The 25,252-nt window shown below is 54.7% G+C and carries 21 protein-coding genes and 5 pseudogenes; 22 read left to right on the forward strand and 4 right to left on the reverse strand.

Annotation, left to right across the window (positions count from 1 at the left end):
* The first annotated feature begins 334 nt into the window (after positions 1-334).
* The 5 genes from T260_RS134100 (at position 335) to T260_RS134080 (ending at position 5,132) form a co-directional block, all read left to right on the forward strand.
* Complete coding sequence (locus T260_RS134100; protein WP_023633531.1) at positions 335-1,102, forward strand: IclR family transcriptional regulator; 768 nt, start codon at positions 335-337, stop codon at positions 1,100-1,102.
* A 13-nt stretch (positions 1,103-1,115) separates the two neighbouring features.
* Positions 1,116-1,889, forward strand: coding sequence for a type I 3-dehydroquinate dehydratase (gene aroD / locus T260_RS134095; RefSeq protein WP_023633532.1), 774 nt, complete (start codon positions 1,116-1,118; stop codon positions 1,887-1,889).
* Positions 1,890-1,914: 25 nt separating this feature from the next.
* Positions 1,915-3,114 carry a CaiB/BaiF CoA transferase family protein gene (locus T260_RS134090; RefSeq protein WP_023633533.1) on the forward strand — a complete coding sequence of 400 codons (1,200 nt, stop codon included), beginning with the start codon at positions 1,915-1,917 and terminating at the stop codon, positions 3,112-3,114.
* Positions 3,115-3,519: 405 nt separating this feature from the next.
* Positions 3,520-4,548: a LacI family DNA-binding transcriptional regulator gene (locus T260_RS134085; protein ID WP_031212350.1), complete on the forward strand. Its 1,029-nt coding sequence runs from the start codon at positions 3,520-3,522 to the stop codon at positions 4,546-4,548.
* 17 nt (positions 4,549-4,565) lie between these two features.
* Positions 4,566-5,132, forward strand: a complete 567-nt coding sequence (locus T260_RS134080; protein ID WP_020278602.1) for a shikimate kinase — start codon at positions 4,566-4,568, stop codon at positions 5,130-5,132.
* 644 nt (positions 5,133-5,776) lie between these two features.
* Here the strand turns inward: T260_RS134080 and T260_RS134075 are convergent.
* Entirely contained in the window at positions 5,777-6,187 is a 411-nt protein-coding gene (locus T260_RS134075; RefSeq protein WP_020278605.1) for a hypothetical protein, read from the reverse strand.
* 184 nt (positions 6,188-6,371) lie between these two features.
* Here T260_RS134075 and T260_RS134070 point away from each other — a divergent pair, with 184 nt between their 5' ends.
* The 3 genes from T260_RS134070 to T260_RS134060 all read left to right on the forward strand — a co-directional run bounded on the left by T260_RS134070 (position 6,372) and on the right by T260_RS134060 (position 8,940).
* Positions 6,372-7,421 (forward strand): TgpA N-terminal domain-containing protein, encoded by a 1,050-nt coding sequence (locus T260_RS134070; RefSeq protein WP_236620411.1) that lies wholly within the window; start codon positions 6,372-6,374, stop codon positions 7,419-7,421.
* A 174-nt stretch (positions 7,422-7,595) separates the two neighbouring features.
* Positions 7,596-8,558 carry a glycosyltransferase family 2 protein gene (locus T260_RS134065; protein WP_023633536.1) on the forward strand — a complete coding sequence of 321 codons (963 nt, stop codon included), beginning with the start codon at positions 7,596-7,598 and terminating at the stop codon, positions 8,556-8,558.
* On the forward strand, positions 8,530-8,940 hold the full coding sequence (locus tag T260_RS134060; RefSeq protein ID WP_011231537.1) for a GtrA family protein: 411 nt from the start codon (positions 8,530-8,532) through the stop codon (positions 8,938-8,940). Before T260_RS134065 ends, T260_RS134060 begins: the two co-directional genes overlap by 29 nt.
* 229 nt (positions 8,941-9,169) lie before the next feature.
* On the opposite strand, the pseudogene T260_RS134055 reads toward T260_RS134060, so the two are convergent.
* From T260_RS134055 to proB, 3 genes and pseudogenes are all read right to left on the reverse strand, one after another.
* Positions 9,170-9,394, reverse strand: a pseudogene (locus T260_RS134055) (beta-eliminating lyase-related protein); the annotation flags it as partial.
* 81 nt (positions 9,395-9,475) lie between these two features.
* Positions 9,476-10,720 (reverse strand): glutamate-5-semialdehyde dehydrogenase, encoded by a 1,245-nt coding sequence (locus tag T260_RS134050; protein WP_011231535.1) that lies wholly within the window; start codon positions 10,718-10,720, stop codon positions 9,476-9,478.
* On the reverse strand, positions 10,717-11,841 hold the full coding sequence (proB, locus tag T260_RS134045; RefSeq protein ID WP_011231534.1) for a glutamate 5-kinase: 1,125 nt from the start codon (positions 11,839-11,841) through the stop codon (positions 10,717-10,719). Before proB ends, T260_RS134050 begins: the two co-directional genes overlap by 4 nt.
* Positions 11,842-12,361: 520 nt before the next feature.
* Here proB and ilvD point away from each other — a divergent pair.
* The 14 genes and pseudogenes from ilvD (at position 12,362) to T260_RS01000000137855 (ending at position 24,990) form a co-directional block, all read left to right on the forward strand.
* Entirely contained in the window at positions 12,362-14,041 is a 1,680-nt protein-coding gene (gene ilvD / locus T260_RS134040; protein ID WP_023633537.1) for a dihydroxy-acid dehydratase, read from the forward strand.
* 287 nt (positions 14,042-14,328) lie between these two features.
* A complete protein-coding gene (gene paaK / locus T260_RS134035; protein WP_023633538.1) occupies positions 14,329-15,660 on the forward strand; it encodes a phenylacetate--CoA ligase PaaK in 1,332 nt (443 codons plus the stop codon).
* Positions 15,661-15,978: 318 nt separating this feature from the next.
* Entirely contained in the window at positions 15,979-16,890 is a 912-nt protein-coding gene (gene paaA, locus T260_RS134030) for a 1,2-phenylacetyl-CoA epoxidase subunit PaaA (RefSeq protein WP_023633539.1), read from the forward strand.
* A gap of 12 nt (positions 16,891-16,902) precedes the next feature.
* Complete coding sequence (gene paaB, locus T260_RS134025; protein WP_011231529.1) at positions 16,903-17,256, forward strand: 1,2-phenylacetyl-CoA epoxidase subunit PaaB; 354 nt, start codon at positions 16,903-16,905, stop codon at positions 17,254-17,256.
* Positions 17,232-18,065 carry a 1,2-phenylacetyl-CoA epoxidase subunit PaaC gene (paaC, locus tag T260_RS134020; RefSeq protein WP_011231528.1) on the forward strand — a complete coding sequence of 278 codons (834 nt, stop codon included), beginning with the start codon at positions 17,232-17,234 and terminating at the stop codon, positions 18,063-18,065. Before paaB ends, paaC begins: the two co-directional genes overlap by 25 nt.
* Before the next feature lie 156 nt (positions 18,066-18,221).
* Positions 18,222-18,698 (forward strand): 1,2-phenylacetyl-CoA epoxidase subunit PaaD, encoded by a 477-nt coding sequence (gene paaD / locus T260_RS134015; protein WP_011231527.1) that lies wholly within the window; start codon positions 18,222-18,224, stop codon positions 18,696-18,698.
* A gap of 24 nt (positions 18,699-18,722) precedes the next feature.
* Positions 18,723-19,034 (forward strand): EthD family reductase, encoded by a 312-nt coding sequence (locus tag T260_RS134010; protein WP_011231526.1) that lies wholly within the window; start codon positions 18,723-18,725, stop codon positions 19,032-19,034.
* Positions 19,027-19,803 (forward strand): enoyl-CoA hydratase/isomerase family protein, encoded by a 777-nt coding sequence (locus T260_RS134005; protein WP_011231525.1) that lies wholly within the window; start codon positions 19,027-19,029, stop codon positions 19,801-19,803. The genes T260_RS134010 and T260_RS134005 overlap by 8 nt, the downstream gene beginning before the upstream one ends.
* Positions 19,804-19,815: 12 nt before the next feature.
* Positions 19,816-20,064: pseudogene (locus T260_RS134000) on the forward strand (enoyl-CoA hydratase-related protein); the annotation flags it as partial.
* A gap of 14 nt (positions 20,065-20,078) precedes the next feature.
* Positions 20,079-20,852, forward strand: a complete 774-nt coding sequence (locus T260_RS133995; protein ID WP_011231524.1) for an enoyl-CoA hydratase-related protein — start codon at positions 20,079-20,081, stop codon at positions 20,850-20,852.
* 128 nt (positions 20,853-20,980) lie between these two features.
* Positions 20,981-21,178 (forward strand): annotated as a pseudogene (locus T260_RS1000000140730) (aldehyde dehydrogenase family protein); the annotation flags it as partial.
* A gap of 59 nt (positions 21,179-21,237) precedes the next feature.
* Positions 21,238-22,632, forward strand: a pseudogene (locus T260_RS133990) (aldehyde dehydrogenase family protein); the annotation flags it as partial.
* A 249-nt stretch (positions 22,633-22,881) separates the two neighbouring features.
* Positions 22,882-23,745: a 3-hydroxyacyl-CoA dehydrogenase gene (locus T260_RS133985; RefSeq protein WP_023633543.1), complete on the forward strand. Its 864-nt coding sequence runs from the start codon at positions 22,882-22,884 to the stop codon at positions 23,743-23,745.
* Positions 23,746-23,771: 26 nt separating this feature from the next.
* Positions 23,772-24,990: pseudogene (locus T260_RS01000000137855) on the forward strand (acetyl-CoA C-acyltransferase).
* The last annotated feature ends 262 nt before the right edge of the window (positions 24,991-25,252 follow it).

Raw genomic sequence — 25,252 nt, forward strand, 5'->3', positions numbered from 1 at the left:
TCTTTTGTCTATAACTTGCTGAAAAATTTGAACTATTTATGCGATGAGTCATGAAAATCAATGGGGCGGGAACTTATGGATGTCAAAAGAAGAGTTCGGCAAAAAGCGGCATTTCTTCTCAATCGCTGATTCTCGAAGATCGGGAAGGTCAAGCTGCATAAACCTTCTCCATTTGCGGAGCGTCGTTGTCTAGCTATATTTCCTCTGAAATCGAAAATGTAAAGAAAAGTGAAAAATGCTTGAATAGCGATGAGACAAGATGCTAAAATGAAAATAGAGTTCCACTGATAGAAATTAAATTCCATTTGTCGGAACAATGAAGAAAGGAGGGACAATGAACGAGTTGACGGAAGAAAAGAAACATGAGACGAGCTTGCGCACGGTGCAACGGGCCATTGACATCTTATATTGTTTCACCCTGGAGGAACAAGCGTTATCGCTCACCGAAATTGCGAAAAAAATTTCGCTGGCCAAATCAACGACAACGCGCCTGCTCGCTACGCTGGAGCAAAACCGCTTGGTCGTCAAAGATCCGGAGACGTTAAAGTACCGTCTTGGACAAGGATTGTACTATTTAGGATATATTGCCGGCAAATCGATTAAAGTGCGGGAAATCGCGCGGCCTGTGATGGAGCGGCTGCGCGACGAGACGCGGGAGACGGTGAACTTATACGTGCTGGAACAAGAGGCCCGCGTTTGCGTCGAACAGTGCGAGGGGCTTCAGGCGCTGCGCCATATGGTGAGAATCGGCGAGCGGCTGCCGCTTTGGGCGGGCGCGGGAGGAAAAGTATTGTTGGCATACCAATCGCCCGCCTTTCAAGAGCGAATTTTCGCGCAAATGCCGACAAAGGAACGCTTGGCTCGTCTAGCGGCGGAGCTTGAGGTGATTCGGGAGCGCGGCGTTGCGTCTAGCATCGATGAACGGGAAGTCGGCTCTGCGGCCGTTGCGGCGCCGATTTTCAATATCCGTGGGGAAGTTAGCGCCTGCTTGTCCATCTCCGGGCCGACGCATCGGTTTACGCCGGACGTGCTCGAGAAGTTCGAAACGATCGTGAAAGAAGGAGCGCAAGCGATTTCAGAAAAACTAGGTTATCGACCATAAGGGGGAAGAGCATATGGCGATTTCAAAACGCGCCGTCCGTGTGCGCAATGTCTTGATTGGGGGAGACGAGCCGTGCATTTGCGCCCCGGTCGTTGGAGCGGATGCGGGGCAAGTGTTAGAGGAAACAAGGCAAATCAGCGCGAAAAAGCCGCATCTGATTGAATGGCGTGCGGACTTTTTCCAGGCGATTCATGACGAACAGCAAGTGGCGGCAACGGCGAGAGAGATGCGGGCGATCGCCGGAGACATCCCGATTTTGTTTACGGTTCGTTCCGAACTGGAGGGCGGCCGACCGATTTCCTTGACAGAAGAGGAAAAGCTGCGGTTGTTTGAAACAGTGTGCCAAAGCGGCGCGATCGATTTGCTTGATTACGAGCTTGCCCATGAGCCCTATGTCCCCGCTGTCCGTCAGCTGACCCGCTGCTATGGAGTGCGTCTCGTTTTGTCCTATCATAATTTTGATTGTACGCCATCTAAGGAAGAACTTGTCGCCAAAATGCGCCAAGCTGAGCAACATGGTGCCGATATCGCCAAAGTGGCGGTCATGCCAACATCACGACAAGACGTTCTTGCCTTGTTGCAAGCGACCGAGGAGGCGCGGCAGGGGTTGGAGATCCCACTCATTACGATGTCGATGGGAGGATTGGGCGCCATCACTCGTTTGGTCGGGGGATTGTTCGGTTCGGCCGTCACGTTTGCCGTTGGCCAACAAAGCTCAGCTCCGGGGCAAATTCCCATTGAAGAAGTCAGAGATGTATTGTCGGTCATCATGAAATACAGCCAATAATTGGACTTTGGGGGAGGAGAGCATCATGGGTCGTTTGCCGTTGGAGGGTGTCAAAGTGCTCGATGTTTCAACGATGATCGCGGCGCCGTTCGGTGCGGTATTGCTCGGCGATTTTGGCGCCGATGTCATTAAAGTGGAGTTGCCGGGGAAAGGGGACACCTTGCGCCATGTCGGGCCGTTTAAGGATGGAGAACCGCTTCGCTGGCCGGGGTTGGCGCGCAATAAACGGTCGCTCACGTTGGATTTGCGCAAAGAAGAAGGAATGAACATTTTCAAACAACTTGTCCGCCACGTCGATATTGTCATTGAAAACTTCCGCCCTGGCACGTTGGAAAAATGGGGAGGCGGATATGAAGAGCTGAAACAAATCAATCCGAATTTGGTCATGATTCGCGTCTCTGGTTACGGACAAACGGGGCCGTTTCGCGAAAAAGCCGGGTTTGGCACGCCGGCGACGGCGTTCAGCGGGTTTACGTATTTGCAAGGGTATCCGGACCGTCCACCGGTCAGCCCATCGTTTTCGTTAACTGACTACATTACCGGCATTTATGTCGCCTTTGCAGCGGTGACCGCCATTTATTACCGCGATGTTCACCCCGATGGGGAAGGGCAAATGGTCGATATCGGCCTTTACGAATCGGTATTCCGCATGATGGAATTTTTGATCGCTGAATATGACCAGTTGGGCAAAGTGCGCGAGCGGTCGCCGGGATTGTCCGGGCATTCGAGCCCGGCCGGCACGTTTATGACAAAGGACGGGCATTGGGTCGTGTTGGTGACGAGCACCGATTCGACGTTCGAACGGCTGGCGAAAGCGATGGGCCGCGAAGATTTGTTGACCAATGAGAAGTTTTGTACGAATGAACGGCGCCTCGCCCATCATGAAGAAACAAACGGCATCGTCGCCGACTGGATCCGCACCAAGCCGCGCGATGAACTGCTCCGCATTTTGGATGAGCATGGGGTGCCGGTCAGTCCGATTTTAAGCATTAAAGACATTTTTGAGCATCCGCACTATCAAGCACGGGAAAACATCATTGAAGTCGCCCATCCGCGCCTTGGCAAAATTAAAGTGCCCGGCATCGTGCCGAAATTTGAAAAAACGCCGGGCGCGGTGCGCCGTATTGCGCCCGATTTAGGGGAGCATACGGAAGAGATTTTGCAGACAATGCTTGGCCTGTCCGAGGAGGACATTCAGAAGTTAAGAGAAAAAGAGATTATTTAACGTTCCGAAAGAAGTCTCCCACTTCGAAACAAAGTGAAAGTGGGAGATGAATTTCGGGGGGGACGATAGCCAACCAATATGATAAATAGATGGTTAGAACGGACACCTTCGGAACGCGGGGAAGCATAAAGGGTTTTTGTGTGGCTTGCCGTTCAGCGAACATGCACAAGTCGCTTGAAGCCCCCGCCTCTCAGCAAAGCGTAGGTGGCGGGTAGTTCATGCGGCGGGCAGTTGACTCTCGGCTTCTCGTTTGGAGATCGCCGGGCTTTTTTTTTTGCGTTGTTTGGATAACGAACGATGAGGCGCCTTTTTCCTGCCCAGCCGGCGCTGTGCGTTGACACTGTTTGCAGCAACCGTTTATACTTTTAGTAGGTTAAAGCAACGGTAAAGCAGGTGATTCGAACCGTGTCGGATAAAAAGCGCTCCCGTGTGACGCTCGAACAAGTGGCCAAGCATGCCGGCGTGTCGCGGGCGACAGCCTCGCTTGTTGTTCGTGGGAGTTCGAATATTTCGAAAGAAACACGGGAAAAAGTGCTTCGATCGATGAAAGAATTAGGCTACGTGTATGACCGTGTAGCCGCCAATTTGCGCTCGCAGCGCTCTTCCACCGTCGGGTTGATTATTACGGAACTTGACAACCCGTTTTTTTCCGAACTGCTTGTCGGCGTCCACGAGGCGCTTGATCAGGAAGGATATACCGTCATTTTAGGCACGACGTTTGACCGGCCGGAAAAACAAGATGCATTACTATCGACGATGCTTGAGCATCGGGTTGGCGGCGTCATCATGAGCCCGGTTCCGGGGTGTTCGACCGAGATGGTTGAGCGGCTGCGGCAATGGGATATTCCAGTCGTGTTGTTTGCTCGTGATGAACTTCCGGCTGGACAGTTTGATTATATCGGAATCGATAATGTGGCCGGCGGGCGGATGGCGACTGAGCATTTGCTCGATCAGGGTCATCGCCGCATTGCCTTTATTGGCGGTTCTCCGCAGTCGTCCGTATGGAAGGCGCGCCAAAGGGGATACGGCGAGGCGTTGCGTGCCGCAGGCATCGAGGTGGATGACGCGCTGCTTGTGCCGTCGGCGACAACAAGGCAGGGCGGGCGGATGGCGGCGAAACGAGTTTTGCAACAACCGAACCCGCCGACAGCGCTCTTTTGTTATAACGATGTTGTCGCCTTCGGGGCGATGCTCGGCTTAAAAGAGGAAGGAATCGTTCCGGGACGCGATATCGCGGTCGTGGGATTTGACAACATTCAAGAGTCAGCGTTGTTTCAACCACCGTTAACGACGGTGGCCGCGTTCCCAGAAAAGATCGGTGCGTGCGCGGCGCGGCGGTTGCATGAACGCATGAAAGGGGATGACAGCGAGCCGAAACGGACGATTTTGCATCCAGAGCTCGTCATCCGGCAGTCATCTAGAAAGAGCGATTGAAAAGGGAGTGAGGGAACGTGGAGAGGCAAACCACCATCCCGCTCCGCGAGCGGAACATCATTTTAATCGGCTTTATGGGAGCGGGGAAAACAACGATCGGGCAGCTGGTGGCGAAAAAGCTGTACCGCGATTTTATCGATGTCGACGCGGAAATCGAGCGGCGGCAAGGGATGTCGATTCCGGAGCTTTTCGCGCAAAAAGGAGAAGCGTATTTTCGAAAGGTGGAACGGGAACTCATCGTCGATTTATGCACAAATACAAGGTTGAAAATCCTTTCGCTTGGCGGCGGCGCGTATTTGCAGGAGGAGGTGCGGCGCGCATGCCTCGCTCATGGCATCGTCTTTTTCCTTGACTTGTCATGGGATTATTGGAAAGAGGAACGGCTGCCGCTCATTGTCGACAGCCGCCCGGTGCTGAAAAACAAAACGTTGGAAGAGGTGGAGCAGCTGTTTTTCCAGCGGCAGTCGGCTTACGCCCTCCATCATTCCCGCGTGGTGTTGAATGAGCTTGAAGCCGAACAGGCGGCCGAGCAAATCGTCGAGTCGATCAAATGGACGTGGGATGTATATGAACCAAATCGATAGATGGTCATGGCGAAAAGGCAGGCTCTTGTTGGGAGCTTGCCTTTTCGTGTTGGATGGCCGCATCGAAAGCTGGTGATGGAACGAGGAATGCGGCGCCGTTATCGCGGTTTTTCCAATAGCAGGTTTTGCGGACGCGGCCAAAGCGGTTCGGGGGAGCCGGATCCGCTTGTCCTCGCCTTGCGTTCAGTCTCGCGTTCTTGATCGGCAAGGGTGTGGATGTGAGTGATGGGCGGACTCGTTTTCGGAAGCCATCAGAGAGGCCTGTTTCGTGTCCGGGGATCGGACGTTGGGTCGCGTTCAGGGAGCGGAGGGAAGACGAACGACCCTGCGTTTCTTTTCTTTTTTGGGCAGAAATGCCTGTTTGTTCTTGCCGGACAAGCGCTCCTTTTGTTATAAGGAAGATACCGGGTGTGAGGGAGAGTGGGAAGATGGAGGAAAGGGCGTTCCGCTGGTTTTATGTATATATTGTCTTGGCGGTGCTGCTTCTGTCGGCGCCGTATTGGCTTTGGTGGCTGAAGCCATAACGATGATCCTTCAAGGCGGTCGTCTGTCCAAAAAAGAATTCGGCAAACAGGAGACAAAAGTTCAACCGGCCCTCAAGCAAAAACATGCTGGCGGCCGGTTGGCTTGTTTCTTTTTCGTTTTTAGGAGATTTCGTTTTGTCCAGCCCGGGAACGGAGTTTTCGTTCATGTTGGAGGGTTTTGCGGGCGAGGAAGTCAACCGTTTCCTGCGTTTCCGACCATTCAAGGCGCCAATAGTTCATTTTCGTTTCCAAGCGCTCAAATCGAGCATCCGTGCGTTTTTCCAGATCTAAAAGCTTTTGGTGCAACCGGTCTTCCGTCTCGCGGATTTTGGCATACAGCCGATTTTCTGTATCCTGAATCTCGGCGCGCAATCGATTTTCTGTATCTTGGATTTCGGCACGCAATCGGTTTTCTGTATCTTGGATTTCGACGCGCAATCGATCTTCCATTTCCTTCATTTGTTGACGGAGTTGACCGGAATGCAGGTCAAGCGCCTTTAGAATTTGCTGCACGATCGTTTCTCCTTCCATGAGTTTCACCTCCTTTACTCTGATCATAGCACATGGCCGGCATCGGGAAAATGAAAATCTAGTCCGCTCGTTTCATTTTTTCACCAAACTTTCACCAACACTATGTAACGTAACCATAGAAGATGGGTGATGATAAGAAGCATGTTGTATCACCACCTTGTTTTTCAAATTGAAAAAAACTTGTGTGGTTTTGTTTCAACTGCCGCTTGCCGGGCAGGCGAGCTGGCTGTTGCCGTTTGCAGCCGTCGTAGCGATCGGCTTGGGAATGGACGTATGGCGACGCCGGCAGATGACCGCGTTTCATCAATTTTTGCTTTTTTGGTTCGCCTGGCTTGGTCCGATGCTCGTATTTTTTAGCATTGCCGGATTTTATCACCGCTATTATTTAAGTATGCTGGCGCCGGCTATAGCGGTATTAGTGGGAGCGGGCGGCGCGATGTTGGCCTTGTTGGCGTGCAGCGGACGGCGGACGATGTGGTTGTTCCCGGCCGCCTTGGTGGCGACGTATGCGTTTGAAGTATGGACAGCCTGTCAATACCGTGCTTCGTTCTCCCCGGTATGGCCGCTTGCTGTCGGATTTTACGGCCTTGGAATGGTTTGCCTTTGGTTCGCGATGGAAGGCCGCGAGCATGGGAGGCGGATCGTCTATCGAGCTGCGCTGATTGGCGTGCTGGCATTGCCGGCCTATTGGTCGCTGACGCCAGTGCTATATGGGACAAACAGCACCATTCCATACGCTGGACCAGATTTACAACGAGACAGAGGCGCGCCCATGCCGACAGCCGGGATGCCGGATGGACAAGAGGAGCGTTTGCTGAGAGGAGAGACGGGACAACCCGGCGATGGGGCAAGGCGGTGGCAAACTTCTCACTTGTTGACAGCGTTAGTGTCCTATTTGGAGCAGCATGTGGGTGAAGCCAAATATTTAGCGGCCACCATCCGTGCGACCGAAGCGGCGGAGTTGATGCTTCACACCGATCGAGCGGTGATGGCGATGGGCGGATTCGGAGGAACGGATCCCGTACTGACGCCGAAGAAGCTAGAGGAAATGGCTCGCAACGGTGAGGTGAAGTATTTTCTCCTTTCCGGTGAAGGGCGAGGAAATCATGAGCTTGTTCAATGGATTCAAACACATTGCAAAGAAGTTCCATTTTCAGAATGGAATGGCGGACAAAAGGCCCTCGACGGTGGAGTGGAGCGCAGAGAAATGACGCTCTACGTATACAACGGATAGAAGGTGCGAGAAAAACGGACGACATCCATCGCTGTTTTTCAAAACTAGGATATTCGTAGAAAAGCGTTTTTTATGGGATTCTCCATTAAAATAAATGAAGCTGATTCGAGCTGATCATTGGCGGTTGATCAGCTTCGTAGCCGAAGAAATCCATAGAAGCAAGGAGGGAAATCGATGGCGACCTATTCTGTCATTATTCCTGTCTATAATGAAGCGCTCGTGATCCGTGAGACGTACCGACGGCTGAAAACGGTGCTGGAGCAAACGGGTGAGCCGTATGAATTGTTGTTTGTTAATGACGGCAGCACCGATAGGACGCTCGATATCTTGAGGGAACTGGCCGTGAAAGATGAAACGGTGAAGTACATTGACTTCTCCCGCAATTTCGGCCATCAAATCGCGATTACAGCAGGAATGGATTACGCCTCTGGCCAGGCTGTCATCATCATTGACGCCGACTTGCAAGATCCTCCTGAACTGATTTTGGACATGATTGCGCGTTGGAAAGAAGGGTATGATGTTGTCTATGCTCGGCGCGTCAAGCGGAAGGGGGAGACGTTGTTCAAGCGATGGACAGCGTATGTGTTCTATCGCTTGCTGCGGGCGGCGACCGAGATCGACATTCCCGCTGATGCCGGCGATTTTCGTCTCATTGACCGTAAAGTGTGTAATCAGTTACGCTATATGCGAGAGCGAAATCGTTTTGTCCGGGGGCTTGTCAGCTGGGTCGGTTTTCGGCACATAGCGGTGGAATACGAGCGAGAGCCGCGGCTGGCTGGGGAGACAAAGTATCCACTTAAGAAGATGATTCGTTTTTCGGTAGACGGCATTACGTCTTTTTCGCATAAGCCGCTCAAATTGGCGAGCTGGCTTGGGTTTGCTTTGTCGGCGGCAAGTGTGGTCGGCATGATGGCGGTATTGTACTTGAAATGGTTCACCCATTCGACCGTGGCCGGATGGGCATCGCTTTTGATAGTCATGCTGTTTTGCAACGGAGCGACGATGACGATGCTTGGAATTACCGGTGAATACATCGGCCGCATTTACGATGAAGTGAAAGAGCGGCCTCTATATATTATCAATGAAACATGGGGAGTCGGAATGAGACATGAACGAAAGCCTTCCTACCTTCCGTAAAGAAAAACAAGCCATATGGCGGTTTGCCGTCGTCGGGGTGGGCAATACGATGGTCGACTTCGCTGTCTTTTTTCTGCTCACCGCCGCGGGCGTTCCCACGGCCATCGCTCAGGTCGTGTCTTATGGCGCCGGGGTGGCGAACAGCTACGTTTGGAATCGGCGCTGGACGTTTCAAATGAAGCAAAGGGCGAATATTGGGGAATTGCTTCGGTTTCTTGCGGTCAACGGGCTGTCGCTTGGGGTGTCGCTTGTTGTCTTGTTGGCGGCCGAACGGCTTGGACCGCTTTGGCTCGCGAAAGGTGCGGCCACGATCATGGGCATGGCGGTGAATTTCATCGGCAGCCGCTGTTGGGTGTTTGCGGCACCGCGAAGCGAACGTTGACAGAAACAAATCTATAGGCGACGTCTTGCCCTCTACCTGGGGATGAAAACCATGGATTGCCGGCCAGGGATTTTCACAGAAAGGGCTCACGAGCAACGGTTTGCCCTCCACCCGGAGACGAACATCATCGCTTCCCGCATGGGATTTTCACGGAAAGGTCCATGAGCCGCGGTCCGCTCTCCACTCAGGGTGAAAATCATGGCTCGTCGGTGCGACATTTTCACAGAAACCCCGGGCGGCAATGCGTCAAGATGGCGACTTGATTTCCTTGCGTGCCGCTCGTGACGAACAAGGCGTCTTCTTTTCCAAGCATTTTGGCCGCCAACGCTTCTAAACGATTGAGGGTCGGATCTTCGCCGTATACGTCGTCGCCGACTTCGGCTTCCGACATCGCCCGGCGCATCTCTGGCGTCAGTTTGGTCACGGTATCGCTGCGAAAATCAATGAACGGCATCGTGGCCCCCCTTCTTTCCTAATCGTTGTATGCGTCAAAAGGACGGGAGCGCAGGGGCGGGGTCCCGCTTCCCGCCCTTGGTTACACGGTTCGAATTTGCCCCGTCCCGTACACGAGCGATTTTGTCGTCGTGATGGCGACAAGCCCCATCGGCCCGCGGGCGTGCAGCTTTTGCGTGCTGATGCCGATTTCCGCCCCGTAGCCGAACTGTTCGCCGTCCGTGAAGCGGGTTGAGGCGTTATGGTACAAGACCGCCGCGTCGACCGCCTGGAAAAAGCGGCGGACGTTCACCTCGTTTTCCGTGATGATCGCTTCCGAGTGCTTCGTCCCGTAGCGGCGGATGTGGCCAATCGCCTCGTCGACATCGGCGACCAGTTTGACCGCTAAAATCGGCGCCAAATATTCCGTATACCAGTCATCTTCTGTTGCCTCGCTGATAAACGGATAGGCGGAGGCAAGACGTTGGTCGCCGCGCAATTCGACGCCGCGGGCGTGAAGCGTCTCAAGCAAGTCGGCGGCATATGGCCAACGCTCATGGATGAGCACCGTTTCGACGGCATTGCAGACCGATGGGCGCTGCAGTTTGGCGTTTAGGACGATCTCGATGGCCATTTGCCGCTCGGCTGATTCATCGACGAAAATATGACAGTTGCCGACGCCGGTCTCAAGCACCGGCACGGTGGCGTTTTCGACGACCGAGCGGATGAGCCCGGCTCCGCCGCGCGGGATGAGCACATCCAAGTAGTTGTTGAGACGGAACATACGCTGCGCCGTTTCCCGGCTCGTGTCTTCGAGCAGCTCAATGGCTGTTTCCGGGATGGCCGTTGTGCGAAGCGCCTCTTTCATAACGGCAACAAGCGCTTTGTTCGAATGAAGCGCTGATGTGCTGCCGCGAAGCAAAACTGCGTTGCCCGTTTTCAAGCAAAGGCTCGCCGCATCGACCGTCACGTTCGGGCGCGCTTCGTACACCATGCCAATGACCCCAAGCGGCACGCGCACCGTTTGGATGCGGAGCCCGTTCGGCCGCGTCCACTCTGCGATGATTTCTCCGACCGGGTCAGGCAGCGAGGCGACTTGGCGGACGCCGTCGATGATTTGGTCCAGGCGTTCATTGGTGAGTTGGAGCCGGTCAAGCAAAGCCGGCGACAGCCCTTGTTCGCGGCCTTGGGCCATATCTTTCTCGTTTTCTTGCAAAATGAAGGCGCGTTCGCGGTCAAGGGTTTGGGCGATCTGTTCCAACGCCTCATTTTTTTCCTCCGCTGACAGCATGGCGAGCGTTTGTGAGGCGGTTTTCAACCGTTCGGCTTTTTCGAGCAGTTCGCTCATTTCGATACACTCTCCTTTCGCAACGTGACCCAATTGTCGCGGTGGATGACTTCCGGGCGGTGAAGGTAAGAGTATTGCCGGGCCTCTTCGCTCGGCCGCCCTTTCACTTTTTTCAAATCGGCGGCGGCGTAATACACTTGGCCGCGTCCGATCGTGATCCCTTTTTCATTGACGACATCCACGACATCCATCGCATGGAAGTCGCCGGAAACCGCTGTTACGCCAGCAGGGAGCAAACTTTTCCCACGCATAAGCAACGCTTCTTCAGCCCCGCTGTCGACCGTGATCATGCCGGCGACAGGAGCATGATAGGCAATCCATTGTTTGCGCATTTGCATTTGTTTCGGAAACGGAACGCCGATGTACGTGCCGTCTCCTTTTCCAGCTAAAATATCAGCCAGTTTTTCTCGGCCGCTTCCCGTGCCGATGAACACGCTGACGCCAAACGAAAGTGCTTTTCGAGCCGCGAGAAGCTTCGAGCGCATCCCGCCGGTGCCGACGGCTGAACCGATGCCGCCGGCGGCTTCGATCATCTCATCGGTGATTTCCGGCAAAAAGGCGTATTTTTTCGCCTGCGGATTCGTTTTCGGATTGGCGTCATACAACCCGTTAATGTCCGTAAGCAAAATGAGCGCATCAGCGTGCAAAAAGCCGGCGACAAGCGCCGAAAGCATGTCATTGTCGCCAAATGTCAATTCTTCGATGGAAACGGAGTCGTTTTCATTAATGATCGGCACGGCGCCGTTCTCAAGCAGTGTGGTGATTGTGGCAAACAAGTTGCGGAACCGCTCGCGGCTGTAAAAGTCGCTGCGCGTCAACAACAGCTGAGCGGCCGTAAAGCCGAATTGGGCGAACGCCGAGCTGTACGCCTGCATGAGCAAACTTTGCCCGACGGCTGCGGCTGCCTGTTTCCCAGCGATTGTCGTCGGGCGCGCCGGGTAGCCTAAAGGTCCGAAACCAGCGGCGACAGCGCCGGACGTGATGAGAATGACGTCATGGCCGAGCTGTTTGAGATAAGCGATCGCCTCAACGTGATCGAACAGTTTGTCATGGCAAAGGCCGCCTTTCGGATCGGTGAGCGAGCTGCTGCCGATTTTGACCACCACGCGCTGCCGTTTCATCGCGTTCCTCCCTCCTTTGCGTGTTGAATGGCATGAGTTGGATCGCCTAGCCGCTCTGCGAAGCGGCCGGCCAATAAAAAACGCTTTTCCTCCTTTTTTGCAAAAGGACGGAAAAGCGTTCCGCGGTACCACCTTTTTTGGCGCACAAAGCGCCCACCTCTGGCCTGTAACGCAGGCGTGCGGCTTATGTTTGCATAAGCGGCCGTCTAGGGCAGGTTCAACCGGCTTCCCGCGAGGAACCTTCCAGCCTGTGGGTTCCACTCTCTGGCGCGTTCCCTCGGTTTACTAATCCCGTGCCGTTCTCGTTGTTTCATTGTCAAGGATAGACTTGCGATTTATAATTTGTAAGAAATTATGACGCCAAATGCTCCGGTTGTCAAGAGGAGCGGCTGATTTTTCTGACTCATTTTCGCAGAGTAGATCATGAAAACGCATTCAGAATAAAGATAATTGTCTTTTTATTAGAAAAAGTGGTACAATACTAGCAACCTAGCAATCTGCACGATGGAGGGACCAGAATATGAAAAAGCGGCGCAGCGACATGATCAAAAAAGGATTTGACCGCGCCCCGCACCGGAGTTTGCTGCGGGCGGCCGGGGTGAAAGATGAGGATTTTGACAAACCGTTCATCGCGGTTGTCAATTCGTACATCGACATTATTCCGGGGCACGTTCACTTGCAAGAGTTTGGGAGAATCGTGAAAGAAGCGATTCGCGAAGCAGGCGGCGTGCCGTTTGAAATGAACACGATCGGCGTTGATGACGGCATCGCCATGGGGCATATCGGGATGCGCTATTCGCTTCCGAGCCGGGAAATCATCGCTGATTCGATCGAAACGGTCATCTCGGCGCATTGGTTTGACGGCATGGTATGCATTCCGAACTGCGACAAAATTACGCCAGGGATGATGATGGCGGCGATGCGGCTCAACATCCCGACGATTTTTGTCAGCGGCGGGCCGATGAAAGCTGGTGTGACGAAAGACGGGCGGAAAATTTCGCTCTCGTCCGTGTTTGAAGGGGTCGGGGCGTATTTAGGCGGAACGCTCGATGAGAAAGGGCTCGAAGAACTCGAACGCTACGGCTGTCCGACGTGCGGATCGTGTTCGGGCATGTTTACGGCCAACTCCATGAACTGTCTCGCTGAAGCGCTCGGGCTCGCTTTGCCGGGCAACGGCACCATTTTGGCGGTTGACCCAGCGCGCAAAGAGCTTGTCCGCCAATCGGCAAAGCAGCTGATGTATTTGATCGAACATGACATCAAACCGCGCGACATCGTAACGGAAAAAGCGATCGACAACGCGTTCGCGCTCGATATGGCGCTCGGCGGCTCGACGAATACGGTGCTGCATACGCTTGCGATCGCCAACGAAGCCGGCATCGACTACTCGCTTGAGCGCATCAACGAAATCGCGGCGCGGGTGCCGCATTTGGCCAAACTCGCGCCGGCGTCGGATGTGCATTACATTGAAGACTTGCACGAAGCCGGCGGCGTCTCGGCGGTGTTGAACGAGCTGGCGAAAAAAGAAGGCACGCTTCATTTAGATACGCTGACTGTCACCGGCAAAACACTCGGTGAAAACATCGCCGGCTGCCAAGTGAAAAACTACGATGTCATCCGCCCGATTGACAACCCGTATTCGGAAACGGGCGGGCTCGCCATTTTGTTCGGCAACTTAGCGCCGGACGGCGCCGTCATCAAAACCGGCGCGGTCCAAGGCGGCATCACGCGCCATGAAGGTCCGGCGATCGTGTTTGATTCGCAGGAAGAGGCGCTTGAAGGCATCGCCAGCGGCAAAATCAAGCCGGGTCATGTCGTCGTCATCCGCTACGAAGGACCAAAAGGCGGCCCAGGGATGCCGGAAATGCTTGCGCCAACGTCGCAAATCGTCGGCATGGGGCTCGGTACGAAGGTAGCGCTTGTCACCGACGGCCGCTTCTCCGGCGCCTCGCGCGGCTTGTCCGTCGGCCACGTTTCACCGGAAGCGGCGGAAGGCGGACCGATCGCTTTCATCCAAGACGGCGATATCATCGAGATCGATACGGTGAAACGAACGATCAACGTCAAGCTGTCCGATGAAGAGCTCGAACGCCGGAAAGCGAACTGGAAAGGCTTTGAACCAAAAGTGAAAACCGGGTATCTCGCCCGCTACTCGAAACACGTCACATCGGCGAGCACGGGGGGGATTATGAAGATTTAGCGGATTTCTGTAAGAGCGTTGTCCCCTTCCAAGCGCGCGAGGGACGCCATTAGACGATCAGGATCAAAAGAGGCGGTTTTTCCGCCTCTTTCATTTATTTTGGAAAGGAGCGTCCATCGCCTCCTTTTTTTACAGCTTTGTCGGTCTGAAAATATGTTGACATTTTCAAATATTTAGCCTATTTTAAAATTAGATATCATGATAAAACTATATAACGTTTGTATAACGTTATATAGTTTTGTATTTTCCATTTTTATGAAAGCGCTTTAAAAGAGGGGGCGGAAACGATGATTTTGCATGACATTGAGACGGCCGCACGCAGCGAACTGGAGGCGATCCAGCTTGTGAGGCTGCGGGCGACGGCGGAGCGTGTGTATGAGCGGGTGCCGTTTTACCGGCAACGGTTTGATGAATGCGGAGTGAAGCCGGAGGATATTCGCACGCTTGAGGATGTGCGCAAACTCCCGTTTACGACAAAGCGGGATTTGCGGGACCATTATCCGTTTGGTTTGCTCGCGGTCGATCTTTCCCAATGCGTCCGTGTGCACGCTTCAAGCGGCACAAGCGGCAAACCGACGGTGGTCGCTTACACGAAGCAGGACATTGAGCGCTGGGCCGACATTGTGGCGCGGGCGATTGTCATCGCCGGCGGGAAACCGGGAGATGTGATTCACAACGCTTATGGATACGGGCTGTTTACCGGCGGGCTCGGGCTGCATTATGGCAGCGAGCGGCTTGGGGCGGTGACGGTGCCGGTATCCGGAGGCAACACCGACCGGCAAGTGATGATCATTGAAGACTTTCAGCCGACCGTCATTTGCGCCACGCCGTCCTATGTATTGAACATTGCCGAGCGGATGAAAGAACTGGGCAAAGATCCGCGGCAAACATCGCTGAAATACGGCATCTTCGGTGCGGAACCGTGGTCTGAGGAAATGCGGCGCACGCTTGAAGAGACGTTTGATATGAAGGCATGTGATATTTACGGACTGAGTGAAGTGATCGGCCCGGGGGTGGCGATGGAGTGCCATGAAGCGCAAAACGGCCTCCATATCGCCGAGGACCATTTCCTTGTCGAAGTGATCGACCCGAAAACGCTCGAGCCGGTGGCGGAAGGGGAAGAAGGAGAGCTTGTTTTTACGAGCTTGACGAAAGAGGCGTTCCCGGTCATCCGCTACCGGACAGGCGATATCGCTTCCGTGACGAGAGAGCGTTGTGCTTGCGGGCGGACGACGGCGCGCATGTCGCGGGTCAAGGGGCGGGTTGATGATATGATCATCATCCGCGGCGTCAATGTGTTCCCGTCGGAAATTGAGCACCATCTGCTTCGCGTCTCGGAACTGGCTCCGCACTATCAGCTGCATCGTCTCCGTCACGGCCATTTGGAAGCGCTCGAGCTGCATGCGGAAGTGACCGATCGTTTTTACAGCGAGGTCGGCGGAGATTTGCAAAGCGAGCAGGCCGCTCTGCTTGCCCGGCGCATTCAGTCATTGTTGAAAACGCACTGTCTCATTTCGATTGACGTCCGTCTCCATTCGCCGAAAACGCTCCCGCGCTCGGAAGGGAAAGCGGTTCGCATCGTTGACCGCCGCCATCTTGAAGCGCCGCAATCCATCTGATAGAGAAAAAAAACGATTGCAAAATATATGACATTAAAATATAATAACGTTAAACAAACGTTATATATTTTAAACGAGAGGTGGATGGGGGATGGCGGCTATGATGACGTTCACCCGCCTGTCAGATGAGGAGAAATACGAACGGTTTATGCAGCGCATCGAGGCGGGGGAAAAAATCGAAGCCGATGACTGGATGCCGGATGAGTATCGGGTGACGCTGATCAAGCTCATTGCGATGCATGCGGTGAGTGAAATTATGGGATTTTCGGCATCCTTTTTTTCACCCCCTTNTCAGATGAGGAGAAATACGAACGGTTTATGCAGCGCATCGAGGCGGGGGAAAAAATCGAAGCCGATGACTGGATGCCGGATGAGTATCGGGTGACGCTGATCAAGCTCATTGCGATGCATGCGGTGAGTGAAATTATGGGAGCGCTTCCGGAAAAAGAATGGGTGCCGAAAGCGCCGTCGCTGCGCCGCAAGCTTGGCATCATGGCGAAAGTGCAGGATGAGATGGGGCACGGCCAGCTGCTGCTTCGGGTGGCGGAAGATTTGATGGCCCCGCTCGGCAAAACACGGGAAGATATTATCGAAGATTTATTGAACGAACGGTTGAAGTTTCATAACGTGTTTCATATGCCAGCGCCGACATGGGCGGACGCCGGGTTGATCGGCTGGCTCGTCGACGGAGCGGCGATTATGACGCAGACGAACATGCTGGATGCCTCATACGGACCGTACGCGCGGGCGCTGAAGCGCATTTGCGCCGAGGAAGTGTTTCACGCCCAGCATGGCGAGTCGATCATTTTGGCGCTCGCCGAAGGGACGAAGGAGCAGAAAGAGATGTTGCAAGAGGCGCTCAACCGTTGGTGGGAGGCGTTGCTCATGTTTTTTGGCCCGCCGACGGCCGATACGACGGGAACTTCGAAGCAAGACATCACGATCAAATACCGCATCCGCACGAAAACGAATGAACAACTGCGCCAAGACTTCTTTACGAAATATGTGCCGCGCATTTGGGCGCTCGGACTGAAGATTCCTGATGAGACAATGCATTTTGACAAAGAGAAGGGTCAATGGATTTACCGGCAGCCGGATTGGGAGCGGTTTAAAGAAATCATCCGCAACAACGGGCCGAAGTCGCAGGAGCGGCTTGAGCTTCGGCGGACGGCGTATAAGCAGAACGCGTGGGTGCGGGAGGCGCTCAGCGCCGTACGGACGGCCGGATGAGGAGGGATGGCCATGGCGGGGAAAGAACAAGGATTTTATCAAGTGTTTGAAGTGTTCAGCCGCAAAGCGCCGGATGCGCCGATGCAGCATCAATTCAGTCTGCTTGCCCCCAATGAGGAGATCGCGCTCGTGATGGCGCAGGAAAACTTTATGCGCCGCGAGCCGGTCGCGGACCTTTGGGTCGTGAAGCGGGACTATATCCGGCGAATGAGTGAGGAGGAAAAAGCAGCGCTCAAGCGGCTTGACAACAAAGATTACCGGTTGACGCGAGGATATGGGGATTTAAAGAAACGATGGCGCAAATATGAGCAAAACGTGCTTGACGAGAAGGAAATTTTGTCATGGAAAGGCGAGATTCGGCGATGAGCGAAAAACCGATTCACTTCCATCCAGACGGTCAAGAGGCGCTTGTCGAGCTATTGTTTCAGCTCGCGGATGATGATTTTTTGCTTGCCTACCGCGGCTCGGAATGGCTTGGGTTGGCGCCGCATATCGAGGAGGATATTGCGTTTTCTTCCATCAGCCAAGATACGATGGGGCATGCGGCCATGTATTATCAGCTGCTTGAAGATCTTGGCTGTGGATCAGCCGACGAACTGGCGCACGCACGTCCGGCTTCGGCCCGGCGCAATGCGGTTTTGCTCGAACGGGCGAACGGCCCGGGGCATTATTTGCGTGAGCCTCGCTATGATTGGGCGTTTACCGTTGTTCGCCAATATTTTTATACGCAGGCGAAGCGCGTCCGTCTCGAGTCGCTGACCAAAAGCAGCTATGCCCCGCTCGCGGAAGTGGCAGCGAAAATTCAAGTAGAGCTGCACTACCATTTGCTTCATTGGCATACGTGGTTTGTCCAGCTGACGAATGCCCCTTTGGAAGCGCGGACGCGAATGACCAAAGCCATTCAGGATGTGGCCGCTGATTTTGCCGGCGTATTGACGCTCGGGGCGAAAGGAACGGAAATGGTGCGGTGGGGGCTGATTGATGAGGAAAAGGTGCTGACGGAAAACACGATTGCCGCGCTGGCGCCGGCGTTTGCCGAAGTGGGGCTTGATTGGCCGATGCCGTTTGGCATGAAACATGGCAACGGCCGCAACGGCGAACATACGCCGGATTTGGACGAAGCGCTGGCGACGTTGTCAGAAGTATACCGCGCCGTCCCGCATGCGATATGGTAATGTCCGCGCCGCTGTTGGCCAACGTGCGGCGTTGGGCATGACGCCTCTTTGTGACGGCGAAGTGTTTGTTGAAGGAGCAAAACGGCGCAGCATTGGCGGCACTAGGCAGCCAAAGCGGGAAAAACGGCAGCGGGTTGGAAACTGTGAGGGAGAACCATGACAAATGAAGAGGTTTGGAAAGCGTTAGAAACGGTGAAAGACCCAGAAATTCATTCGATTAGCATTGTCGATCTTGGGATGGTGGAACAGGTTGACGTTCGGGATGGAGCGGTCTCGGTCTGTCTGCTGCCGACGTTTCTCGGGTGTCCGGCGCTTGATATCATCCGCACTCGGGTTGAGGAAGCGGTGAAGCAAGCAGGGGCCTCGGCGGTGACGGTTGAGTTTCTCCGCCATCCGCCGTGGACGTCCGACCGGATCAGCGAAGCCGGACGGGAGCGGCTGAAGCAGTTTGGCATCGCTCCGCCGCCGCGGCAAATGCCGTCAGGGGCATGGCAAGTGGCGTGTCCATATTGCGGGGCGGAGCGGACCGTCATGGAAAATTTGTTTGGCCCGACCGCCTGCCGCAGCATTTTCTACTGCAAACAATGCAAAAATCCGTTTGAGGCGATGAAGCCCGTATTAATTTCAGGATAAGAAAAGGGGAAGGGGACGTTCGTGATGTTTAAAATGATCGCCTTGTACAAACAGCCGAAAGATAAGGAGCAGTTTGACGCCCATTATTATGGGACGCATGTGCCGTTGACGGAAAAAATTCCTGGCCTCCGAAAAATCAAGGTGACGAAAATTACGGGGACGCCGATGGGGACGGAAAGCGAGTATTATTTGTTGTGTGAAATGTATTACGATAGTCAAGAGGCGTTTCAAGAGGCGATGAAAACGAAAGAAGCGAAGGCATCGGCAAAAGATGTCATGTCATTTGCCGGCGACCTCGTCACCTTTATGGTCGGTGAGGAAGTGGAACATGAGTGAGTTTGTTTCCATTGCGGCGCGTCAAGAGGGAGCGGTCGGCATCATCGAGCTCGCCCGTCCTGATGTATTGAATGCGCTGAGCCGTCAAATGGTGGCGGAAATCGTTGCGGCAGTGGAAGCGTTTGATCGGAATGAGAAGGTGCGTGTCATTGTGTTGACCGGGCGTGGACGGGCGTTTGCGGCTGGGGCGGATATTCAAGAGATGGCAAAAGATGACCCCATTCGTCTTGAGTGGCTGAACCAGTTTGCCGATTGGGATCGCCTGTCCATCGTGAAAACGCCGATGATCGCCGCTGTGAACGGGTTGGCGCTAGGGGGAGGTTTTGAGCTGGCGCTTTCGTGCGACTTGATTGTCGCGTCGTCGGCGGCCGAATTTGGCTTTCCAGAAGTGAACCTTGGCGTCATGCCAGGTGCGGGAGGCACGCAGCGGCTGACAAAGCTCATCGGTCCGAAGCGGGCGCTCGAGTGGCTTTGGACTGGGGCGCGTATGTCGGCGAAAGAAGCCGAGCAGCTGGGGATTGTCAACCGCGTCGTCAGCCCGGAGCTTTTAATGGAAGAAACGATGAGGCTGGCCGGGCGTCTCGCTGAACAGCCGCCTTTGGCTCTCCGGCTGATCAAAGAGGCGGTGCAGAAAGCGGTCGACTATCCGCTGTATGAAGGCATGCAATTTGAGCGGAAAAACTTTTACCTATTGTTCGCCTCGGAAGACCAAAAAGAAGGAATGGCGGCATTCCTCGAAAAACGAAAACCGCGCTTCCAAGGAAAATAAGGGGGGCGTTCGATGTACGAAACGATCCGTTATGAAGTGAAGGGACAAGTCGCCTGGCTGACGCTCAACCGCCCTGATCAGCTCAATGCGTTTACGGAGCAGATGAATGCGGAAGTGACAAAGGCGCTAAAACAAGCAGGGGCGGATCCAAACGTCCGCTGCGTGGTGATCACAGGCGCCGGCCGGGCGTTTTGTGCGGGGGAAGATTTGAGCGGCGTGACGGAAGAAATGGACCATGGCGACGTGTTGCGCTCCCGATACGCNGGGGGCGTTCGATGTACGAAACGATCCGTTATGAAGTGAAGGGACAAGTCGCCTGGCTGACGCTCAACCGCCCTGATCAGCTCAATGCGTTTACGGAGCAGATGAATGCGGAAGTGACAAAGGCGCTAAAACAAGCAGGGGCGGATCCAAACGTCCGCTGCGTGGTGATCACAGGCGCCGGCCGGGCGTTTTGTGCGGGGGAAGATTTGAGCGGCGTGACGGAAGAAATGGACCATGGCGACGTGTTGCGCTCCCGATACGCGCCGATGATGAAAGCGCTTCATCATCTTGAAAAACCGGTTGTCGCAGCGGTGAACGGGGCGGCGGCCGGCGCGGGCATGAGCTTGGCGCTGGCGTGTGATTTCCGGCTTCTCTCGGAAAAGGCGAGTTTCGCTCCCGCGTTTATTCACGTCGGTCTTGTGCCGGACGCGGGCCATCTCTACTATTTGCCGCGTCTTGTCGGGAGGGCGAAGGCGCTTGAGCTTGCGGTGCTCGGGGAAAAAGTGACCGCCGAGGAAGCAGCTGCGCTCGGACTGGCGACAAAGGTGATTCCTCTCTCTGATTGGGAGGAGGAAGTAAAGCAGTTTGCCGAGCGGCTCTCTGCCATGCCAACGAAGGCGATTGGACTCATCAAACGGCTGCTTCGCGAAAGCGAGGAAACGACGTTTGACCGCTACCTCGAACGGGAAGCGGAATGCCAGCGCATTGCGGGATTGACATCCGACCACCGCGAAGGCGTCAAGGCGTTCTTTGAAAAACGAAAACCACTATTCCAAGGAAACTAAGCAAGGGGGAAAAAACGATGGCGACTGTCAAACAAAAGAAAATGGAACCGATGCCGACCAAACGTGATTTCTATCATTTGATTGTGAACGGGGAGCGGGTCGAAAGCGCCTCGGGCGAAACATTTGTGGTGACCAATCCGGCCACTGGCGAACCGGTCGCCCGCGTCGCCAAAGGGACGCGCGAGGATGCCGAACGGGCGGTGCAGGCGGCAAGGCAAGCGTTTGACCGTGGGAAATGGCGTCATTTTCCGGTGCAAAAACGGGCGCGCATCTTGTACCAAATTGCGGCCATCATGCGCGAACGTTTTAATGAATTGGTGGAATTGGAAATTTTGAATACCGGCAAAGCGTTGTCGGCTGCTCAAGGGCAAGTGATGCAGGCGANGCCACTGGCGAACCGGTCGCCCGCGTCGCCAAAGGGACGCGCGAGGATGCCGAACGGGCGGTGCAGGCGGCAAGGCAAGCGTTTGACCGTGGGAAATGGCGTCATTTTCCGGTGCAAAAACGGGCGCGCATCTTGTACCAAATTGCGGCCATCATGCGCGAACGTTTTAATGAATTGGTGGAATTGGAAATTTTGAATACCGGCAAAGCGTTGTCGGCTGCTCAAGGGCAAGTGATGCAGGCGATTGAAGACTTTGAATTTTTCGCCGGGGCGATCATTGGGCACCGCGGGGCGGTCAACCCGATGCCGGGCGCGTTTCACAACTATACAGAAAAAGAGCCTGTCGGTGTGTGCGCCCAAATCATTCCTTGGAACTATCCGCTCATGATGGCGGCTTGGAAAATCGCGCCTGCCATTGCCGCTGGATGCTCGGTCGTCGTTAAACCGGCGTCGCTGACGCCGCTCACCTGCCTTGTGCTGGCGGAAATTTGCCATGAGGCCGGCGTGCCGGAAGGGGTCGTCAATGTGGTGACGGGCGCCGGAGCGGAAGTTGGGGACTATTTGGTCGAACATCCGCTCGTCGACAAAGTGGCGTTTACCGGATCGACGCCGGTGGGGAAGGAAATTATGGAGAAGGCGTCGAAAACATTAAAACGGGTGACGCTCGAGCTGGGGGGCAAATCGCCAAGCCTTGTGTTTGCGGACGCTGATTTAGAAGCCGCTGTCGCCGGCTCATTGTTCGGCATTTTCTACAACAGCGGCCAATCGTGCGAGGCGCGTTCCCGCTTGTATGTGCATGAAAGCATCTATGACGCGTTTATGGAAGCGTTCGTGGCCAAAACGAAGCAGCTGAAACTCGGCGACCCGTTTGATGCCGGCACGCATGTTGGGGCGATCATCAGCCGCGGGCAGCTGGAAGTGATTGACGAATACGTGCAATCGGCTGTCGCCGACGGAGCGACGGTCGCCGCCGGGGGAAAAGAGGCAGTTGTCGCTGGGTTTGAAAACGGTTACTGGTATGAACCGACGATTTTGACGAACGTGAACCATCAAATGAAAGCGGTTCGTGAAGAAATTTTTGGACCGGTTGTCGTCGTGATGAAATTCCGCGATGAAGCCGAAGCCATTGAATTGGCGAACGACAGCGACTATGGACTGGCCGCCGCGATCTGGACGAAAGATCATGGCCGCGCCGTTCGCGTAGCGAAACAGCTGCGCTCCGGCATTGTCATGGTCAACAGCCCATTCTCCGCTTTCCCAGGCACGCCGTTTGGCGGCTACAAACAGTCCGGATTTGGGCGTGAGCTGTCTGTCGAGGCGCTTGATTTGTACACAGAAACGAAAAGCGTGCTGTCGTATTACGGTCCGCGTCCGCTTAATCCGTTTGGCGTCTAAGATTTTCTCCGTTTTGCGTTTGCTACTATACGAGAGCGGGTCGCGTCCTTGGAAGCAACGTTCAGTTTGCCGCCCTTGAAGGCAAGAGCCGGTTAGGGCAAGCGTGGAGAGACACGCCCGCTCGTTTGCCGAGCACCCCGTCGCTCGTGATGGGGTGCCCATTCATTTGACGGCATCCGCTGCTTGGCGAAAGGCACGCCGGCTTGATGCATCAGCCGTCATATGCGAAAGCAGGAGAGGGGGAAGACGATGATCGAACGCCTTGTTGTCGTCGGCAGCGGCGTGATGGGGAGAGGCATTGCGTATGTCGGCGCTGTCGGCGGGTTCCAGACGACTTTAGTGGACATTAAGCAAGAACAATTGGAGAGCGCCCAGAAGGAGATTGCTTTGATTTTTGAACAAGGGGTCGCTCGAGGGAAATTGACCGACAGCGAGCGGCAAGAAGCCGAGGCGCGCCTGTCGTATTCACTTGATTTGGCGGCCGCTGTGCGCGATGCCGATTTGGTGATCGAGGCGGTGCCGGAAAAGCTTGAATTGAAAAAGCAAGTGTTCGAGACGATTGACGCCCATGCACCGGCGTCGTGCTATTTTGCGACGAATACATCCACCATGAGTCCGACCGAAATCGGTTCGTTCACGAAGCGGCCGGAGCGGGTGATCGCCATGCATTTTTTCAATCCGGTTCATAAAATGAAGCTTGTGGAAATCATCCGTGGCCTTGAGACGAGCGACGAAACGGCGCAAGTGGCCAAAGAAGCGGCCGAGCGAATGGGAAAAGAGACAGTGGTTGTCAATGAATTTCCTGGGTTTGTCACGAGCCGGATCAGCGCCCTTGTCGGCAATGAAGCGTTTTACATGCTGCAAGAAGGGGTCGGGACGCCCGAAGAGATCGACAAGGCGATCAAGCTCGGCCTCAATTTCCCGATGGGGCCGTTTGAGCTCGCTGATTTAGTTGGGCTTGATACGAGATTGAACAACTTAAAATATTTGCACGAAAAACTCGGAGAAAAATACCGCCCGGCGCCGCTTTTGGAGCAATACGTCAAAGCGGGGCGGCTTGGCCGCAAAACCGGCCGCGGCGTCTATGACTATACGAATCGGGAAAACAGCTGATTCGCTAGAAAAGGAAGGGAGAGAACATGGGCAGAGAAGTCGTGATTGTGGATGCGGTGCGCACACCGATTGGCCGCTACAAGGGCGCGCTAAAAGAAGTCAGGCCGGATGATTTGGCGGCTGTTGTCATTCGAGCGCTCATCGAGCGAAATCCGAATGTGCCGGTCGAGCAAATTGATGACGTTGTCTTTGGAAACGCCAACCAAGCCGGCGAGGACAACCGAAACGTCGCCCGCATGGCGGCGCTGTTGGCCGGGCTGCCGATTGAGGTCGCAGGGGTGACGGTCAATCGGCTGTGCGGTTCAGGGCTTGATGCGGTCAATTATGCGGCGCGGGCGATTTTGGCCAATGAGGCCGATATCATGATCGCCGGCGGCGTGGAAAGCATGACGCGCGCCCCGTTTGTCATGGCCAAACCGTCAAGCGATTTTCCGCGCGGCAACATCGAGATGTATGACACAACGATCGGTTGGCGCTTTATCAATCCGAAAATGCACGAAATGTATGGCACCGACAGCATGCCGCAAACGGCGGAAAATGTGGCGAAGCGATTCGGCATTACGCGCGAGGCGCAAGATGAGTTTGCTTACGAAAGCCAAATGAAAGCGAAACAAGCGATCGAAACGAATCGGTTTGCCGATGAACTCGTGCCGGTCGTTTATCACGATCGAAAAGGCAACCGCGTTGTCGTCGATAAAGACGAGCATCCGCGTCCGGATACGACGCTTGAGAAACTGGCGAAGCTGCCCCCATTGTTTGAAAACGGCACGGTGACGGCCGGCAACTCTTCCGGCGTCAACGACGGGGCGGCGGCGCTGCTAGTCATGAGCGCAGAGAAGGCGAAGGAACTCGGCCTCAAGCCGCTGGCGGTTTATGTCACTTCGGCTGTCGCCGGCGTCGAACCGGCGGTGATGGGGATAGGCCCGATTTTTGCGACACGCAAAGCGTTGCGTTTTCGGCTGGATTTTACGGCTGCCCGGNCGAATTTGCTTCAAAAATACGCCGAAAACGTTTGCCTCGCAAGCGCTGGAATGCATCCGGCAGCTTGAGCTCGATCGGGCGAAAGTGAACGTCAACGGGGGAGCGATTGCCCTTGGCCATCCGCTTGGCGCGAGCGGCGCCCGCATTTTGACGACATTGATTTACGAAATGCGAAAACGCGGCGTCACCTATGGCTTGGCAACGATGTGCATCGGCGTCGGCCAAGGAATCGCGACGATTGTGAAAAACGCGGACGAACGGTGAGAGCGCCTTGTCTTCGTTCGGCGGAAAGGATGGTTATGTTCAGACGACGGCCCGTCATACAGCCGGTCTGGTTGAATGACGTCTGCCTAAGTTGATGAAGCTGCCGAAGCTGCGGCCGCATGTTTGCATGCCGTTGAGAGCCGCCTGCTTTTTTAGCGGTGCGGCTCTTTTTTATTCCTTTTGTTTTTTCGTCCGTCTTGCCAGCGTGATAAAAGTTTGTTACGATTATATTTCGAAAACAAGATAAAGGGAGCCCATTCAC

Origin of the sequence: Geobacillus thermopakistaniensis (assembly GCF_000498995.1) — a bacterium.
Taxonomy (GTDB): domain Bacteria; phylum Bacillota; class Bacilli; order Bacillales; family Anoxybacillaceae; genus Geobacillus; species Geobacillus thermoleovorans.

Coding starts and splice junctions, on each gene's coding strand:
- paaB (WP_011231529.1), top strand. CDS start 16,903: ATGGCGGGGAAAGAACAAGGATTTTATCAAGTGTTTGAAGTGTTCAGC.
- T260_RS134065 (WP_023633536.1), top strand. CDS start 7,596: ATGGCGACCTATTCTGTCATTATTCCTGTCTATAATGAAGCGCTCGTG.
- ilvD (WP_023633537.1), top strand. CDS start 12,362: ATGAAAAAGCGGCGCAGCGACATGATCAAAAAAGGATTTGACCGCGCC.
- proB (WP_011231534.1), bottom strand. CDS start 11,841: ATGAAACGGCAGCGCGTGGTGGTCAAAATCGGCAGCAGCTCGCTCACC.
- paaC (WP_011231528.1), top strand. CDS start 17,232: ATGGAAAGGCGAGATTCGGCGATGAGCGAAAAACCGATTCACTTCCAT.
- paaA (WP_023633539.1), top strand. CDS start 15,979: ATGCAGCGCATCGAGGCGGGGGAAAAAATCGAAGCCGATGACTGGATG.
- T260_RS134060 (WP_011231537.1), top strand. CDS start 8,530: ATGAACGAAAGCCTTCCTACCTTCCGTAAAGAAAAACAAGCCATATGG.
- paaK (WP_023633538.1), top strand. CDS start 14,329: ATGATTTTGCATGACATTGAGACGGCCGCACGCAGCGAACTGGAGGCG.
- paaD (WP_011231527.1), top strand. CDS start 18,222: ATGACAAATGAAGAGGTTTGGAAAGCGTTAGAAACGGTGAAAGACCCA.
- aroD (WP_023633532.1), top strand. CDS start 1,116: ATGGCGATTTCAAAACGCGCCGTCCGTGTGCGCAATGTCTTGATTGGG.
- T260_RS134100 (WP_023633531.1), top strand. CDS start 335: ATGAACGAGTTGACGGAAGAAAAGAAACATGAGACGAGCTTGCGCACG.
- T260_RS134005 (WP_011231525.1), top strand. CDS start 19,027: ATGAGTGAGTTTGTTTCCATTGCGGCGCGTCAAGAGGGAGCGGTCGGC.
- T260_RS133995 (WP_011231524.1), top strand. CDS start 20,079: ATGTACGAAACGATCCGTTATGAAGTGAAGGGACAAGTCGCCTGGCTG.
- T260_RS134010 (WP_011231526.1), top strand. CDS start 18,723: ATGTTTAAAATGATCGCCTTGTACAAACAGCCGAAAGATAAGGAGCAG.
- T260_RS134090 (WP_023633533.1), top strand. CDS start 1,915: ATGGGTCGTTTGCCGTTGGAGGGTGTCAAAGTGCTCGATGTTTCAACG.
- T260_RS133985 (WP_023633543.1), top strand. CDS start 22,882: ATGATCGAACGCCTTGTTGTCGTCGGCAGCGGCGTGATGGGGAGAGGC.
- T260_RS134075 (WP_020278605.1), bottom strand. CDS start 6,187: ATGGAAGGAGAAACGATCGTGCAGCAAATTCTAAAGGCGCTTGACCTG.
- T260_RS134050 (WP_011231535.1), bottom strand. CDS start 10,720: ATGAGCGAACTGCTCGAAAAAGCCGAACGGTTGAAAACCGCCTCACAA.